This window comes from Starkeya nomas, assembly GCF_902703545.1.
In the GTDB taxonomy this organism is placed as follows: domain Bacteria; phylum Pseudomonadota; class Alphaproteobacteria; order Rhizobiales; family Xanthobacteraceae; genus Ancylobacter; species Ancylobacter moscoviensis.
Window position 1 is genome coordinate 3,041,615 of sequence record NZ_CACSAS010000001.1, and the last position, 15,103, is coordinate 3,056,717.

General features: G+C 59.3%; 20 protein-coding genes. 9 read left to right on the top strand and 11 right to left on the bottom strand.

Going from position 1 to position 15,103, the window contains the following annotated elements; translation table 11 throughout:
• Positions 1–12 precede the first annotated feature (12 nt).
• Positions 13–912, bottom strand: coding sequence for a branched-chain amino acid transaminase (locus STARVERO_RS14600; RefSeq protein ID WP_159599668.1), 900 nt, complete (start codon positions 910–912; stop codon positions 13–15).
• An 89-nt stretch (positions 913–1,001) separates the two neighbouring features.
• On the opposite strand from STARVERO_RS14600, the gene STARVERO_RS14605 reads away from it, so the two are divergent.
• From STARVERO_RS14605 to STARVERO_RS14615, 3 genes are read left to right on the top strand one after another with little or no spacing between them, the layout of a single operon-like run.
• The gene (locus STARVERO_RS14605; protein ID WP_244616777.1) at positions 1,002–2,000 is read left to right on the top strand and encodes a LysR substrate-binding domain-containing protein; all 999 of its coding nucleotides are present in this window, start codon (positions 1,002–1,004) and stop codon (positions 1,998–2,000) included.
• A complete protein-coding gene (locus STARVERO_RS14610; protein WP_159599670.1) occupies positions 2,000–2,560 on the top strand; it encodes a hypothetical protein in 561 nt (186 codons plus the stop codon). The genes STARVERO_RS14605 and STARVERO_RS14610 overlap by 1 nt, the downstream gene beginning before the upstream one ends.
• Positions 2,547–3,716, top strand: coding sequence for an MFS transporter (locus tag STARVERO_RS14615; RefSeq protein ID WP_159599672.1), 1,170 nt, complete (start codon positions 2,547–2,549; stop codon positions 3,714–3,716). The genes STARVERO_RS14610 and STARVERO_RS14615 overlap by 14 nt, the downstream gene beginning before the upstream one ends.
• Positions 3,717–3,800: 84 nt before the next feature.
• Here STARVERO_RS14615 and STARVERO_RS14620 read toward each other — a convergent pair whose 3' ends face one another.
• The 3 genes from STARVERO_RS14620 to STARVERO_RS14630 all read right to left on the bottom strand — a co-directional run bounded on the left by STARVERO_RS14620 (position 3,801) and on the right by STARVERO_RS14630 (position 5,488).
• On the bottom strand, positions 3,801–4,289 hold the full coding sequence (locus STARVERO_RS14620) for a GNAT family N-acetyltransferase (RefSeq protein ID WP_021239553.1): 489 nt from the start codon (positions 4,287–4,289) through the stop codon (positions 3,801–3,803).
• Between the two features lie 39 nt (positions 4,290–4,328).
• Positions 4,329–4,793: a YbhB/YbcL family Raf kinase inhibitor-like protein gene (locus STARVERO_RS14625; protein ID WP_021239554.1), complete on the bottom strand. Its 465-nt coding sequence runs from the start codon at positions 4,791–4,793 to the stop codon at positions 4,329–4,331.
• A 101-nt stretch (positions 4,794–4,894) separates the two neighbouring features.
• Positions 4,895–5,488, bottom strand: a complete 594-nt coding sequence (locus STARVERO_RS14630; protein WP_201766655.1) for a cupin domain-containing protein — start codon at positions 5,486–5,488, stop codon at positions 4,895–4,897.
• Between the two features lie 110 nt (positions 5,489–5,598).
• Between STARVERO_RS14630 and STARVERO_RS14635 the strand changes: the two genes are divergently transcribed.
• From STARVERO_RS14635 to STARVERO_RS14645, 3 genes are read left to right on the top strand one after another with little or no spacing between them, the layout of a single operon-like run.
• Positions 5,599–6,549 (top strand): alpha/beta hydrolase family protein, encoded by a 951-nt coding sequence (locus STARVERO_RS14635; RefSeq protein ID WP_021239557.1) that lies wholly within the window; start codon positions 5,599–5,601, stop codon positions 6,547–6,549.
• Complete coding sequence (locus STARVERO_RS14640) at positions 6,546–6,998, top strand: GNAT family N-acetyltransferase (RefSeq protein WP_021239558.1); 453 nt, start codon at positions 6,546–6,548, stop codon at positions 6,996–6,998. Before STARVERO_RS14635 ends, STARVERO_RS14640 begins: the two co-directional genes overlap by 4 nt.
• Before the next feature lie 25 nt (positions 6,999–7,023).
• Positions 7,024–8,232, top strand: coding sequence for a tetratricopeptide repeat protein (locus tag STARVERO_RS14645; protein WP_159599674.1), 1,209 nt, complete (start codon positions 7,024–7,026; stop codon positions 8,230–8,232).
• 56 nt (positions 8,233–8,288) lie between these two features.
• Here STARVERO_RS14645 and STARVERO_RS14650 read toward each other — a convergent pair whose 3' ends face one another.
• Genes STARVERO_RS14650 through STARVERO_RS14660 form a run of 3 tightly spaced genes read right to left on the bottom strand, consistent with a single transcriptional unit; the run spans position 8,289 to position 9,675 of the window.
• On the bottom strand, positions 8,289–8,651 hold the full coding sequence (locus tag STARVERO_RS14650; RefSeq protein ID WP_084466028.1) for a cupin domain-containing protein: 363 nt from the start codon (positions 8,649–8,651) through the stop codon (positions 8,289–8,291).
• Positions 8,648–9,040 carry a nuclear transport factor 2 family protein gene (locus STARVERO_RS14655; protein WP_021239562.1) on the bottom strand — a complete coding sequence of 131 codons (393 nt, stop codon included), beginning with the start codon at positions 9,038–9,040 and terminating at the stop codon, positions 8,648–8,650. The genes STARVERO_RS14650 and STARVERO_RS14655 overlap by 4 nt, the downstream gene beginning before the upstream one ends.
• The gene (locus tag STARVERO_RS14660) at positions 9,037–9,675 is read right to left on the bottom strand and encodes a LysE family translocator (RefSeq protein WP_021239563.1); all 639 of its coding nucleotides are present in this window, start codon (positions 9,673–9,675) and stop codon (positions 9,037–9,039) included. The genes STARVERO_RS14655 and STARVERO_RS14660 overlap by 4 nt, the downstream gene beginning before the upstream one ends.
• Positions 9,676–9,762: 87 nt before the next feature.
• Here STARVERO_RS14660 and STARVERO_RS14665 point away from each other — a divergent pair, with 87 nt between their 5' ends.
• From STARVERO_RS14665 to STARVERO_RS14675, 3 genes are all read left to right on the top strand, one after another.
• On the top strand, positions 9,763–10,338 hold the full coding sequence (locus STARVERO_RS14665; protein WP_159599676.1) for a 2'-5' RNA ligase family protein: 576 nt from the start codon (positions 9,763–9,765) through the stop codon (positions 10,336–10,338).
• 128 nt (positions 10,339–10,466) lie between these two features.
• Positions 10,467–10,943 (top strand): PaaI family thioesterase, encoded by a 477-nt coding sequence (locus STARVERO_RS14670; RefSeq protein WP_159599678.1) that lies wholly within the window; start codon positions 10,467–10,469, stop codon positions 10,941–10,943.
• A gap of 80 nt (positions 10,944–11,023) precedes the next feature.
• The gene (locus STARVERO_RS14675; RefSeq protein ID WP_159599680.1) at positions 11,024–11,974 is read left to right on the top strand and encodes a LysR family transcriptional regulator; all 951 of its coding nucleotides are present in this window, start codon (positions 11,024–11,026) and stop codon (positions 11,972–11,974) included.
• On the opposite strand, the gene STARVERO_RS14680 is transcribed toward STARVERO_RS14675, so the two are convergent.
• Genes STARVERO_RS14680 through trbF form a run of 4 tightly spaced genes read right to left on the bottom strand, consistent with a single transcriptional unit; the run spans position 11,919 to position 15,103 of the window.
• Positions 11,919–12,146: a DUF2274 domain-containing protein gene (locus STARVERO_RS14680; RefSeq protein ID WP_159599682.1), complete on the bottom strand. Its 228-nt coding sequence runs from the start codon at positions 12,144–12,146 to the stop codon at positions 11,919–11,921. The genes STARVERO_RS14675 and STARVERO_RS14680 overlap by 56 nt on opposite strands.
• Position 12,147: 1 nt before the next feature.
• On the bottom strand, positions 12,148–13,401 hold the full coding sequence (locus STARVERO_RS14685) for a TraB/TrbI/VirB10 family type IV secretion system protein (protein ID WP_422802147.1): 1,254 nt from the start codon (positions 13,399–13,401) through the stop codon (positions 12,148–12,150).
• Positions 13,398–14,423, bottom strand: a complete 1,026-nt coding sequence (trbG, locus tag STARVERO_RS14690) for a P-type conjugative transfer protein TrbG (protein WP_021239568.1) — start codon at positions 14,421–14,423, stop codon at positions 13,398–13,400. The genes STARVERO_RS14685 and trbG overlap by 4 nt, the downstream gene beginning before the upstream one ends.
• A complete protein-coding gene (gene trbF / locus STARVERO_RS14695; protein ID WP_021239569.1) occupies positions 14,420–15,103 on the bottom strand; it encodes a conjugal transfer protein TrbF in 684 nt (227 codons plus the stop codon). Before trbF ends, trbG begins: the two co-directional genes overlap by 4 nt.

Below are 15,103 nucleotides of genomic sequence, written 5' to 3' on the forward strand. Positions count from 1 at the left end.
AAGGGTGTCCGCCTATGCGGGACATTGTTGGCGAACCGAGTTCTGAAAGTTGTCGATGAGGCTTTGGGTAAGAGGGCCAACGCTCCATTGGGCTCCAATCGCTGGCCCCTTGAGTTCGACGACGGGCTGGATCTCGATCGAAGTGCCGACAACGAAGACTTCATCTGCCGCGCACAACTCCTCCAGCGAGACTTTTCGCTCCTCGAGTTCCAGGCCAGCCCTCTGCGCGAGAGCGAAGACATGGCGTTTGGTGATGCTGTCGAGAAAACAGTCTGCTACCGGGGACACGAGCTTGCGACCCTCGACCAGTATGATGTTCGTCGCGGTCGTTTCGGCAACATCTCCGTCGATGTCGAGCAGCAGGGCATCGTCGAAACCCTCGTCATTTGCGGCATGCCGCGCGAGCGTGCCGATCATGTAGAGGCCGGAACATTTGGAGGCCGTCGGCGCCGTATCGGCACGCGGACGCCTCCAGGAGGAGAGCTGAAGGCGAATACCCGTCGTGCTCCTTCCCTCGGCGGCCGGCGTCGGCCAATCCCAGGCGGCAATCGCAACGTGGATAGTGGCGTTGCGGGCGGCCACCGTCACGCTCTCGCTGCCGCGCCAGGCAATGGGACGGATATAGGCATCCTTCAATTCGTTCGCCCAGAGAACGGCTTCACATGCTTTGAGGAGCTCAAGGCTAGAATAGGGAAGCGTGTACCCGACGATCTCGGCAGAACGCTGGAAGCGGGAGAAATGCACGTTGGACAGGAATATACCTCCGTCATAGGCCCGAATTCCTTCGAACACGGCCCCTCCGGCATGCAGCGAATGGGTCATGACATGGAGCCGGGCTTCGTTCCAGGGAACGAGTGCTCCATCGAGCCAGATCAGGCCATCGCGATCATCGAAAGCAAGCACGTCACTCATAGCAATTTGGCCCCTTTGAAAGACACCCCATTGTCACCCAACATCCGTGCCTGGCGAGTGAGCAATCCTCAGAGAAAGCTGAGATTTCGTTGTTCGATGCCAAGTGCAGGAGGAGAACGGCGGCATCCGGAGAGGACGGAAAATACGAGAGCGAGCGCGCCATGACCGAAACGATGCGATTGTCCGTGCCGCTGAATGCCCTGCGCGCTTTCGAGGCCGCCGCACGCCACATGTCGATCAAGGATGCGGCCGAAGAAATCGGCGTGACGCCCTCCGCCGTCAGTCATCAACTCAGGATCCTCGAGGATCTGCTCGGGGTAGAGTTGATGCGCCGCGTCGGACCGCGCCTTGAACTGACGGAGACCGGACGACTGTTGTCTCCGGATCTCACCGTCGGCTTCACGCGGATCATTCAGGCTGTCGCGACAGTGAAGCAGGAACGGAAGCTTGGTCCCTTGCGCCTGTCCATGCTGCCGACATTCGCGGTTCATTGGCTGTCGCCACGGATGGCGTCCTATCCATTTGCGAGGTCCGGCTTCGAACTTTTGATCTCTACGACCCAAACCGCCGTCGATCTTGGCGCCGGCGTTGCAGATGCTGCTGTGCGCCATGGTTCGGGGCAATGGGCTGGTGTTCTCTCCGAGCGCCTGTTCGACGAAAATGTGACGTTGCTTGGCCGTCCGGATGACTGGCAAACAAATGACGAAATCGATATTCGCCAAGCCATCTCGCAAACCAACCTGTTTCTGTCCCAGCATCGGCGCGAGGACTTCCAGCGGTGGAACGAAACGCTCCCGGGCGGTCCGACCCGCCCTGCGGCAGTCACAATCGTCGACTCTTCGGGCCTTGGCCTCAAGGCCGCGATCGACGGCGCAGGAATTACCTTTGCGGGCATCGAAATTGCCGCATGCGACATAGCCGCCGAAAGGCTCGGCCCGATCATGCCGCACCAAGTGCCGGCAAACGCAGGCTATTACCTCTGCTATCCGCCGGCCCTTGAGCGCGACCGCCGCATCAGGAATGTCAGGACCTGGATGCTGGCAGAGGCCGCAAAGACATGCCGACCAGCGGAGCGAGAGAAACGATAATGGCACCGGAGGAACCCGCCAACGCCACGCATCTTCCTGATTTTCCGATCTACTTGTCCTATTGGCGGGCGGCGCTGCTTCTTTTCTTTACGCTGCCGTTCCTACTAGGTGCTGTGAGCATGCCCATCGCCGTTTTCAAAGCCTGCTCTCTTTCAGAGTTTGCGATGGCGGCGATCTCGGCGGCTTTTTTTATGACAGGGACGCTGATGTCCCTGTTCGGGGTGTTCAGGTGCCGCCGGAGCCGTGGCCCGATGTATGTTTTTAAGGCCAACGGCCTCATCGTCGGGCGGTATTTTGGCGGCAAGCCCTTACCTTGGAAAGACGTCGATATCTCAACACCAACGCTGCTGTGGTCAGGACCTCTCCTCGTCAATGTGGACTATCGGAAGGCTGAGTTCCGGTCTGATCCAAACCGCCAGCCAATCACTTCCTTCTGTAAAGACAGATATAAAACCACCCGGCGTATTGTCATGCCGAACATTGCTACACTTGGGGGCAGAAATCTGGAACGCACCCTGATCGAGTACATCCGGGCCAGCGGCTGCTATGAAACCGAATAGCTCCCTATCTGAACATTTGTCCGCTGCACTGGTACGCCTTCTCGCGGTCAGCGCGGGTGCGACCGTCGCCAACAGTTACTATAATCAGGCATTCCTCGGTCATCTGACGGCAGATTTTGGGCTGGCCGCCGGCACTGCTGCCATCGTGCCGGTTCTCACCCAGGCAGGTAATGCCTTCGGCGTGTTGCTTCTCGCCCCACTCGGAGACCGGCTGGAGCGCAAATCTCTCATTCTCCGTACTTTCGTTGCGTTGGTGATCGCGTTGATTGGTGCGGCCTTGTCTCCGAGTTTTGTGTGGCTGGCGGTCGCCAGTCTCGCCGTCGGCTTATTTACCACCGTCACGCAGCAAATCGTTCCACTTGCCGTGCATCTTGCCCCACCTTCCGAGCGTGGACGCATTCTTGGCAAAGTGACGGGCGGCATATTGATCGGCATCCTGCTTGCCCGCACGGTCAGCGGCACAATCTCGGACCTTTGGGGCTGGCCCTTCGTGTTCTGGTTCTCGGCGGCAATGATGACGGTAATTGGTGTGGCGCTTGCGCTCTGGCTGCCTCGTGTGCCGCCAACAACTGACTTGAGCTATCTGCGACTGCTTGGTTCCTTATGGACGCTTCTGCGAACGCATGGTGTTCTCCGGCAAGCAGTCGCAGTGCAATTCCTGATTTTCGCAGCCTTTATTGGCTTCTGGTCGAATCTCGCGCTGCTGCTATCCGAACCACCTTATCAGCTTGGAGGAACGGCGGTCGGCCTTCTGGCGCTTGTCGGAGTCTGCGGGGCGCTTGCCGCGCCAATTGCCGGGGGTTTTGCGGATCGACGCGGACCCGCCGTCGTCGTGACAGTCGGCGCTGGCCTCGTAACGCTCGCCTTCTTCGTCTTCGGGCTTTGGCAAGGTTCTCTCATCAGTTTGGTATTCGGTATCCTAGTTATGGACCTTGCCGTACAGTCCTCGCAGGTTGCGAACCAGACGCGTGTCTATGCACTCGACCTGACCGCCCGCAGCCGGCTTAACACCGTGTTCATGGCGACCATGCTCGCTGGGGGGGCAGTCGGTGCCGGCGTTGGAGGCGCTGCGTATGCGACGTGGGGTTGGACTGGCACATGCGCCTTCGGCGCAACTTCGGCCGCCATGGCGTTCTACCTGTCGCTAAGATCATGACCCTTTTGCAGGGGTGAAAGGGAAGGGCTTCGATGAGGTAGATGCCCGCAAACCTTCTGAATAAAAGACTGAAGATATTCTCCCTCACCAAGGGGCGCTATCGCCCAACCACAACGCGTAGCTTTTCCAGGATGCTGCTTTGGCAAAGCGCTCATAGGTCCGAAGTGCAGCTTCATTGTCCTCTGGCACAAGCCATCTCAGATGAACCCAGCCGCGCGCTCTGCCGATCGCTGCGACCGCCTCTACCATTCGCTGGGCCAGACGTTGGCCGCGAGCGCCAGCAGCCACATAGAGGTCGTCGAGCTGTCCGGCGCGTCCGTTTGAAATTGCTTCCGGTAGATCGAAGAAAACGGCGAATGCCGACAGTTTACCGTCCAGGAAACCGCCCATCACCTCGGCCGTCTGGCTGGACAGCAAGGCGGCGGCAGCTTCCTGGCGGGGGGTCTCTGTCTGTGAGGCTGGATACATCTCCGCGCGATAGGCTTCGAGGAGCGGCGCGAGTTGGGCAGCGTCTTTGCTGGAGAGACGGCGTATTAACGGGCCTCTCGCGGTACCATCTTGTGAGCCCGACATTTTTCCACCTGGGATCTTTTTCTCGACCGCGCTTTGGGCTTATCGTCCAAAATATCCACTGATGCTTGTTTTGGCGAGCAAGTGGCTATTGATCATGAAGCCTGCCATCGCGCCTGAAGATAAATTATCCAGCGGCAGGCTGTCGACATCGAGCGCATAGACGGTGATGACGTAGCGATGCGGTTCAGCGCCGACCGGCGGACAGGGGCCGCCGTAACCGGCCATGCCAAAATCAGTCCTCGTGGCGATTGCCTTGCCCGGCCGTGCGCCTTCGGCCAGACCGGTCGCATCGGCGGGAATATTGACCAGCACCCAGTGCCACCAGCCGCTCCCGGTTGGCGCATCGGGATCGAACATGGTCACGGCAAAGCTCTTCGTCGCCTCTGGCGCGTCTTTCCAATGAAGGGCAGGCGAGACATTCTGGCCAAGACATCCGAGACCGCGCAACGCATGGCGGCCAGGAATCCTGCCGCCGTCATCGAAGGATGGACTGGTCAGTTCCATCGCAAGCGCTGATGTGGGCAGTAAAGCAGTGGCGGTGAGAAGCGTCAGAACCCAAACCGCAGGAATGGTAAAAAGTTCTCTTTTCCTGTTCTGACTCCACTTCATTCCTCCCCCTCCCAATATCCGACAGCAGCATTTTTCTTCACGGTTAGTTCCAGGCTTCGGGCTGCTTTTTCACCACCCGGCGCGGAGCCCGCGAATACCGTCACCTTGTTGCTATCGGGATATTCCAGGACGTCGGGCTCATTCATTGTGCTGACCGCTAGGTAGCGCAGCGGTTTGGAGCCTGCTGCCCGCAGTTGATGAGCTGTTTCAACGCCACCGGCGGGGCAAACGACGACATCACCAGCGCTTACGTCGTGTTCTTCCTCGCCATATCGCAGCACACCGGCCCCCGCCAGAATGACAAAGAGCTCGTCATTTGCATGGTGGCAATGAAAGGGCCAAGCCTTCTTGCCCGGGGGTATTTCAACGTAGCGAGCGCCAAGCCGCTTCGCGCCAGACGGCGCTGCGACGGCAGCCATGTGCGCTTCATAAGCTCCACCATGCGATTGTGTCTGAAGCGGTAGTTCTCGAAGGCGAACGATTGGATGCATCGACTTTCCTTGGCTGATTTCAAGCTTTTCGCCAAATGAGCCTGCAATCGATAACGAAAACAAATGAGCGCTTCTCACGCCATATGGAGGGATGCTCATTCGACAATCTCCATCCGGGCGAAGAAAAAACGGATACTTGAAAGTAACAATCGAGAGGCGTCAGCGTGATAAACCACGGACGCGGAACAGAGGTTGCTGGTGTCCGGGAGATGCCGAACCAAGCATTGTCAGTGTGCCTTGAAACAGACGATGGCCGGCTTCTCGGCGGGTTTCTATGGCGACACGGCGGTGTTGCGGCCGCGCGCCCGATCGTGATCATCAGCGCCGCGACGTCTGTAAGGTGCCGCTACTACTCGCGCTTCGCTGACTACCTGTTTCTCAACGGATTCGATGTGCTCACCTTCGATTACCGGGGGATCGGCGAATCCCGGCCAAAATCCCTGCGCGGTTTCCGTGCCGACTGGGTGGATTGGGGCGCGCACGATCTGGAGGCGGCGCTCGCATACGCTGAACGCACTTTTCCGGGGCAGGAAATCCATGTCGTAGGCCATTCGATCGGGGGCTTTGCGATCGGGCTTGCGCCCTCGAACCGGCGGATCGGGCGCATTCTCACCGTCGGATCCCAATTCGCCTATTGGCGGGATTACGGCGAAGCCGAACGCCCGCGCATGTATATCAAGTGGCACATCGTCATGCCGCTGCTGACACGGATGTTCGGCTACTTTCCGGCCAAACGGCTTGGCTGGATGGAGGATACGCCCGCAGGCGTGGTCCGGGACTGGAGCCGAATGAAGGCCCGGTTCGAGCATACCGTGCGGCAGGATCTTTTCATCGGTGGGGAGCGGGAATCCGAAATCATGCAAAGACGCTTCACCAGGGTGACGGCGCCCATGCTCGCGATTGGCCTTGAAGACGATCCGCACGGCACCCCGGCAGCCCTCAACCGGCTGCTCGCCTATTTCACGTCCAGCCACCGGCATCATTGGCGCATTGCCCCAGCGGACATCGGCGTATCATCCATCGGACACTTCGCCTTTTTCCATGACCGGTTCAGGGACAGTCTGTGGCCACTCGCGCTTGGCTGGCTGCGCGCGGGCGAGATCCCGGCCGACGCGCCCGGCCTTCTGCTCGATGAAGCAACTCCAGGGACAACGACATGACGATAACGATCAAGGCCGCAAGCCACGCAGACAGAAGCGGCTGGGAAAAACTCTGGGCAGAAAACCGCGCGCATTTCGGTGCTAGGGACATGGACGAGGCGGTCATCGCCGGGCTGTGGCAGCGCGTACGCGATCCTTCCTCACCGATGAATGCCTGGCTCGCGTTTCAGGCTGGAGAACCTGTGGGGCTGGCGCATACAATTCTCCATCCCCACACATTCTCGCTCCGCCTCGTCTGCTATCTCGAAGACCTTTGGGTTTCTCCCCTGCACAGGGGCCGGGGCGTTGCGACGAGGCTCATCGAACATCTGGAGGTTCTGGGCAGGCAGGAGGGCTGGCGTCGCCTCTACTGGGAAACGGCCGAGGACAACGCGGCCGCCCGACACCTGTATGACCGCGTGGCGACGCTGAGGCCGATGGCGACTTACCAGATCGAGCTGGCTAACTGAGGGTTGCCAATGGCGAGAACCACCCATGACCCATGCCACCGCCATCTTTGATCTGAGTCTTGCGTTGGAGGCGTATGGCGCCGGTCGCCTCGGCGAGGCCGAAAGTATCTGCCGCACTATCTGTGTGCAAGACCCGCCGCCAGTCGACGCGATGCACCTTCTCGGACTGATCGAAATGGCGCAAGGAAGGCTGGAGGCAGCAGTCGAAACGCTGACAGCCGTGACCAAATTTCAACCCGACGACGCAACGGCCCGGAACAATCTCGGCATTGCGTTGCGGAAGCACGGCAGATTGCCGGAAGCGATCGCCGCGTTCGAGAACGCCGTCGCCTGTCGCCCGACCTATCCGGACGCTCTCTACAACCTGGCTGTCGCATTGACCGACATGGGCAACAGAGGCTCGGCAATCGAACCCTTGCGCCGGTGCCTGTCACACGCGCCCGGCCATGCCGGCGCCCGCTTCCTGCTCGGGGATCTGCTGGTCGATGCCGGCGATCATGAAGAGGCCATCGCCCATCTGGAGAGATATCTGGGCGAAAATCCGGGTGATGTCGATGGCGCCCGGATGCGTCTGGCGCAAATGAACAGGGGGCCGGTCCCCTTTAGTGCTTCCGCGGCGCAGCTCGACCAACTCTATTCCTCCAGGGCGCGCGACTGGGATCGGGCGGAGGGCTATCTGGCGCATCGCCATGTCGGCGACGCGCTCGCCCGGCTGTTGCCCCGACACGGCAACCGGATTCTCGACATAGGATGCGGAACCGGACTGGTCGGTGGCCTGCTGCGAGATCGGGCCGCGCATCTGGCGGGCATTGATCTGTCCGAGGCGATGCTGTCAGTCGCAAGACAAAAATCGCTTTACGACACACTTGTCCGCGACGATCTGGCGTCGTTTCTCTCTGCCACCGCGCTTCGGTTCGATGCGGTCGCGGCTGCGGCCGTCCTGATCCATTTCGGAGACCTAGCCACAATCCTCCAGAGCGTCGCCAATATCCTGGATCCCGGAGGCCTGTTTGCCTTCACAGTCTATCCAAATGACAAAGGAGACCGTCTTGGCTTTGGTCCCTGCATCAACCCGGAACTCGCCAATGCGGGCTGTTTTTCCCACGGCTCCGCCTATATTGAGGCGATAGCCGAGCGCTCAGGCTTCAAGCTTCTTGAACAAGGCGAGGTTGTGCACGAATTCAGCGCAGGGCATATCGAAATGGGGCTGCTGACCGTTTTACAGTGCCGCTGATCGCACAACCTGATCACCAGAGGCAATTTTGCGTGACGATAGCCGTCGATCCAAGCTCAAGCCCCCCAATTCGTTGGGTCGGCGGGGTAGCGGTCACCGGATGTACTTGGGCTGGATGAGAGCAGGAATATAAGATCGGAAACGTCGTCGTTTCTGACCCAGTGCGGTTGCCCGGCCGGTATATGCATTCCTTGGCCCGGACTAATGAGAGTGACGCCGATGGGGGTGAGGATCGTCATTTGCCCATCCAGCACATAAAAGAATTGATGCGCCTCACGATGTACATGGGGCTCTTCAGCCGTCGCCGGCGGCATTGTTTCCTGCCTCACCTGAAGGTGCTCGAGGTCGAGCAGGCGCCAGCCCGAACAGCCGTTTCCCCAACGATAGAAATTCTCGCTTGAAGGTTCGACGGGTCTCATTGCGACGGCTCCGCAACATCCGCGCCATAAAACGCCTCGCCATAAACTTGCAGTCCATTCTCGAACCGCATGAGTTCGCATGCTCGAAGAGTCTTTCCACCGGCATGCGACACGTAGTGGACCAGAACGGTTTGCGCGTTCTCGTCACAGGTGATGGATTCAAGTCCAAATTCCAGGTCGGGAACGGCGGCGAGGGCTTTCGTCCAGTAGTCATAAAGCGCATCTCGGCCTCGCACCGTTGCGTCTCCGGTCACGATTGCCGCCCTCGGGCTAACGAATACAACCGACTTGGAAAATGGCGTGATCACCGCATCGACGTCGTGGCGGTTCCATGCTTCGATCCATGTAGTTGCATGATTTTCGAGATCTTTGCGTGAAAGAAAATTCATAGCCAAAACAATCCTGCTGTCAGTGCCGCGAGCGCGGACATGCTGCGATTTATGAGAAGAAGTTTCGATGGATCGTGAAGCACTTGTCGCAGTCCAGCCCCGAAGGCCGCCCACACTGCCAAGCATGGAATGCCGACAACGGTGAAAATCGCTGAGGCAAAGACAAGCTGGATCAGATAGCCGTTATCTGGAGAAATAAAGGCCGCGATGACGGTTACCGCAATCAGCCAGGCCTTGGGGTTTACGAACTGGAATGCGGCAGCCTGGAAAAAAGAAACCGGCTTTGCCAAAGAGGCATCGGGCATCTCGGCGGCACGCCAGAGTTTGTAGGCAAGCCAGAGCAGGTAAGCCGTGCCAATAATTTTCAAAAAAATCTGGATACGGGGTTCAAGTGCAAAGACAGCCCCAAGGCCAGCGCCGACCGACATCAATTGAACGGCAACACCAAAAGGAATTCCGAGAATATGTGGCCATGTTCGTGCCATGCCAAAGACAAGGCCTGATGTGGTGAGCATCAGGTTGTTCGGCCCCGGCGTGATCGTCATCACTAAAGCATAAAGTGCAAGGCCAGTAAGTGTTGCGGTTTCCATCCAGAGATCCGTTTGCAGGCCATCTCGATACTGAAAAATGGCCATACATACCTGTCATTGAATGGAGAGAGACGCTGCTGAGAATTCATCATGCAAAGATGAGCCTTTCTCTCTCGCTTGCCGGCCAACCAAATGCACGATGTCGGCAACACAATGAATTTCCAGCGCTTTCAAGGATCAGATGGACCCATGCCATTGGTTATAGCTGCACGATTGGACGATCACCTTTCCAAGACAATAGACCGGTTAAGGTACGATCTCCTCGTTCGGGCTCCGAACGCAGAAAAGCAGCTGGACTATCCACCACACATCACCTTGGCAGTGATAGAGGACGGTGAACGCGTTGATCCCATGATTCAGCAAATCGCCGCAGCTTGCCAAGACATTGGCCAGCTCAAATTAAAAATGAGTCACTTTGGAATATTTTCAGGGACCCCATCCTATGTTTTTCTTGCACCTGTCGTAACTCAATCGCTCCTTGCACTTCATGAGAATATTGTGGAAGCCGTTCGAGGGCAGCAAATACACGAACATCATTTGGTTGGTAGTTGGGTACCTCATGTCACGGTCGCCACGCTAAAAGGAAAGCCGGAGAAGGCTTTGGAAGCGGCGATGCGCAATTTCGACCATCACGACGGTCATATCACGGCGATCGAGCTTGTGCAGTTTCCGCCAGTCGAACTTCTGGCAAGTTTCCCTCTCCAGTAGAACTTTCAACGACGATGGTGGACGGAAAGAACCTGAGTTTTTCTCAGCATCCTGTCAGGGCTTTTCACTCCAGTATGTCGCCACCTCCCGGTAGTTTTGGCATCCAGGGTCATTGCTCCGGAGGTGTCATGAAAAGGGTTATTGGCAGTGCCGTAGACGCGAGCGTTGAGCAGCGGGTTCGTGACAGCTTTCGTCGCCAAGGGCTGATGAGCCATTTGGGCGCGACACTGTCCGAAATTCGCCAGGGACTGGTATCTGTCCAGATGCCTTTCCGGCCTGAGCTTTCGCAGCAGCACGGTTATTTCCATGCAGGAGGAACTTCCGCAATCGCGGATTCTGCCGGCGGCTATGCCGCTTTTACGCTTTTCCCAGAGTTCAGCTCGGTTCTCACCGTGGAATTCAAGATCAATCTGCTGAACCCGGCTCTAGGCGATAAACTCGAAGCGCTAGGCAAAGTGATCAAGGCCGGAAAGACGCTCACAATCTGTCAATTGGAAGTGTTTGCCGACTCTGCGGATGGCCGAACGCTTGTGGCAATTGGTCAGCAAACGCTCATTTGCATGATGGGCCGCCGGGATTCGCTGTCGCACGCTAACCCCAAATAGGTGGTTGCATTGTGTGTAGACGCAGGGTCTGAAAGGAACGAGTTGTGTGTGAAGTACCCCTTTCCCCCTCCTTGACACAGATGCCGAATGCCATCGCGCTACGTCACCTACGATACTTTGTTGCCGCAACGGAGGAAGGGAGCTTCCGCAAAGCGGCGCTATCATTATCGGTGCAGGAGTCATCCGTCAGTAGACGAATTCGTAATCTCGAGGATCAAATCGGCGCTTCGCTCTTTCACCGCCACAGCTCCGGCGTAGCTCTTACCGTAGCTGGTGAACGCTTTCTTCCTGCCGCCCGTAAGGCTCTCAGAACCCTGACGGAGGGAACTAGAGACATCCAAGTCATCGCGCGAGGCGACCTGGGATCGGTAAGGATCGGCATATTTTCTTCGCTGGCATCGGGATTTCTTGCAGACTTGTTCCAAGCATATGGAACCAATCACGTTCAGGTTCGGATGGACTTCATTGATGGCAGCCCTGCGGATCACTTATCAGCTATCCGCCGCCTTGAAATTGACGTGGCCTTTTTAACTGGAACTTCCAAACGTCCGGATTACGACTCCGCAGAGTTGTGGTCGGAGAAGGTGTTTGTCGCTTTGCCCGAGCATCATCACTTGACTGCCAAAACCGAAGTAAAATGGACTGATCTGACTGATTCAACGTTTATTGTCAGTGACGCGCCGCCAGGCCAGGAAATTCACGATTTTCTCGTGATGCGGTTGGCCGAACTAGGACATCATCCGCAAATCGAGCCCCAACGTGTAGGGAGAGATAATCTACTACCTTTGGTGGCATTCGGCCGCGGACTCACGGTTACAAGCGAATCCACGACAGCTGCCTGTTTTCCTGGTGTTGCCTACCGCCCTATCCAAGGAGAACGTCTGCCATTTTGTGCCGTATGGTCTCCTCGGAACGACAATCCAGCTTTTCGCAGGTTGTTGAGCTTGGCCAAGCATCTATCGAAATCAAAGATCTCTAGGCAGACGAACTTTGGCGCTTGGCCTTCGCAAAACCCCGGTCTGTCGCAATGAACCGCTCCAGCATGGGCACGATCAAGCGGACGGGATCGGCGGGCGCGTGCCCTCCCTCCCTGCCGAGAATTTCGGCATAGGCGGCGAGGTCGCGATGGAGACTCGCAGGCAGTTCCACCGTGACTTTGACCGGCTTGTCATCAGCGATCGGACCAAGTTTCAACTTCGCCATGTCAGCCTCCATAGGGTTCGAGCACGAGATCGTGGGTGACGATGACGCGAACGGGGAAGCCCGGTCGGATCGTCAGCGTCGGCGCGATGTTGAGCTGGCGGCTAACGATCTGCTGGCCGGTCTGACTGATACTGTCGCCAGCGCCCTGGCGCAGGGCACGGACGATTTCGCTTTCCTCGTCCGACGAACCGGCTTGCGAACCGATGCTGAGCAGCGTCGAGAGCGCGGCGGCCTTGAACAGTTCTCCCCAGTGATAATCGACGCCATCCTCCAGGCCGGCATAGCCTTGCGTATCCGCGCCCGGCTGGCGTTCCAGCACGATCGAACGGCCGTTCGGGAAAATCAGCCGGTTCCAGACGAGCAGGATGCGGCGCTGGCCGAAACCGATGCCGTTGTCATACTGACCGATGACGCGCGTGCCCTGAGGGATGAGCAGGATGCGCCCGGTCGGGCTGTCATAGATGTTCTCCGTCACCTGCGCCGTGATCTGGCCGGGCAGGTCGGAACGAATGCCGGTGATGAGCGCGGCGGAAATCACCGCGCCGGCCTGAAGGGTGTTTGCCGATGCCGGAGCGGCGACGCGATCGGTCGACACGGTGCGTTTGTCGGGCGTCTGGTTGAGGAAGGCGAGCTGCCGATCCTGCGCCGAGGGCGTCGCTGGCTGCGGCGCGAGGCCGAGACTGGTCAGATCCGGCAAGGGCGTCGTTGTGGTTGTTGTCGTGGTGGCGGGCGAGGCCATGTTGCGCGTCTCGGTCGAAGTGAAGAGGCGCGCGGTCCTAGCGGCCTCCAACTCCTGCAATCGGCGCTGTTCCTCGGCGCTGAGGCCGGGCTGCGCGGCGGGGGTGCCGATCCGTGACGACGTCACCGGCTGGCCGCGGTTCTGCGCATCGAGGATCGGGCGGCCGAGATCGCCTGGCAGCGGTGGGCCGAATACCGGGCCGGTATAGTCCTTCGGAAGCGTGTTTAGGCCATCGGGTGTCGGCCGGTTGTCGGTCGAATACAGCTCCTCGTTCGACCGGCCGTCATGCTGCACCTGAAGCGCATAGATCAGCGCGCCACCGATACCAACACCGGCGACCAGACCGAGACCAGCCAGCACTTTGCGCGAGAGCCGGGTGACGCGCGGCGGCTCCGGACGCAGCCGCATCGGCGCGGCCGGTTCTCCGGTCAACGGCCGGGCATCATCGTCGGACTCCGGCTGGGGTTCCAGCCCGGACTTGCGGCCTTCCTCCTTATCGGGATCGATCTCGTTCACGACGCAGGCCTCCCGTCAGTCCGGGAGATGCGCACGCGCTTCTGGTTCTTGGCTGCGCCGAAGCGTAGCTCGGCGGCGGCGAACAGCCGGTCGATGACCATGTAGTTGCCGCGCACCCGGTAGTTCACCAGCTCGGACGTGTCGCCTTCGGGGCCGACGACGAAGAGCGGCGGCATCTCGCCCTGACCGATGCCGCGCGGGAATTCGATGAAGACCTGTTTGCCGTCGTCGAAGGCGCGTAGCGGCCGCCACGGCGCGCGATCGCCCGTCACCTGGTATCGGAAATTGACGCGGGACAGATCGACGCCACTGGCGACGGGCTGTACGGCCTGCGCCTCCGTATTCTGGCGACGCAGCGCGATGAGTTGGTCCTGCGGATACTGCCAGGAGACCGAAGCCATGTAGGTCTTCTCGGTCGAGCGCAACTCCATATGATAGGTGCGCAGGCTGGTATTGATGACGAGATTGGTCATCAGCTCCGTGCGCGTGGGCTTCACCAGGATATGGATCTGCTTGGTCGCGCCTGTGCCGCTTTCGGTGTCGCCGATGATCCAGCGGACGGTATCGCCGGCGGCGACCGGGCCGGAGCCAACGAGGGTTTCGCCGGGCTGCAGCGCGATGTCGGTGATCTGACCGACGGCGGTGTAGACCTGATAGAGCGCGCCTTGAGTGAAGGGATAGACCTGCATGGAATTGATGAAGCCGTCACGGACGGGTTGGATGCGGGCGGCGGCGTTTGCCTGATTGACGCGGGCGGCGGGATCAGTCGGCTCCGGCGTCCGGCGTGAGGCTTCGACCGGCTTCATCTGACCGGGAAGCGGCAGCGGCTTTGGCAGTTCGACCACCGTGACGGGTGCGGGCGGATCGACTGTCTGCACGGCGGGCGCGGCATCGTCGTAGGAGATTTCCGGGGGCTTCTGCATCGTTGCGCAGCCTGCAAGCGCCGAGGTGCAAACGAGGAGAACCGAGAAAGCGGATTTGCGGAAAGCCGGCCTCCCGGCGGCGCGGAAGGTCGGTGTCATTGTCCAAGCTCCTTCGACCAGTTGATGGCGTTGACATAGATTCCAAGCGGGTTGGCCCGGAGTTTTTCGGGGTCGCGTGGTATCTGCACGGCGACGGTGAGGATGGCGGACCACCGTTCGGTGGAGGCGAGCGAGCCGTCCTGATAGCGGCGCTCGATCCAGGCGACGCGGAACGAGTTTGGTGAGGCCCGGATCACGCTGGAGACCTCGATGGCGATCTGCTGCTTGCCAACCTTGGTGAAGGGATCGTTGGCGCGGGCATAATCGTTGAGCGCGAGCGCCCCGGCCTGCGTGGTGAAGTCGTAGGCGCGAAGCCAGTTTTGCCGGACGATGATCGCGTCGGCCGGGATCGAGCGGACCTCTTCGATGAAGCGGGCGAGATGAAAGGCGATCTGCGGATCGGTCGGGCGATAGTCGGCGACGGCCGGTGCCACGGCTTGCGCTTGGCCGAGCTTGTCGACCTGAACCACCCAGGGAACGATCGAGCCGCTCATCGACTGCCAGACCAGTGCGGCCGACAATCCGGCTGAGAGCGCCAGTGATCCGAAGGCCATGAAGCGCCAGTTGCGGGCCTGCACGCGGGCGGAACCGATGCGGTCGTCCCAGACCTGGGCGGCGCGCTGGTAGGGCGTCTCGGGTTGTGGTGATTTACCGTAGTGAGTGGCGGGTCGTTTGAACAT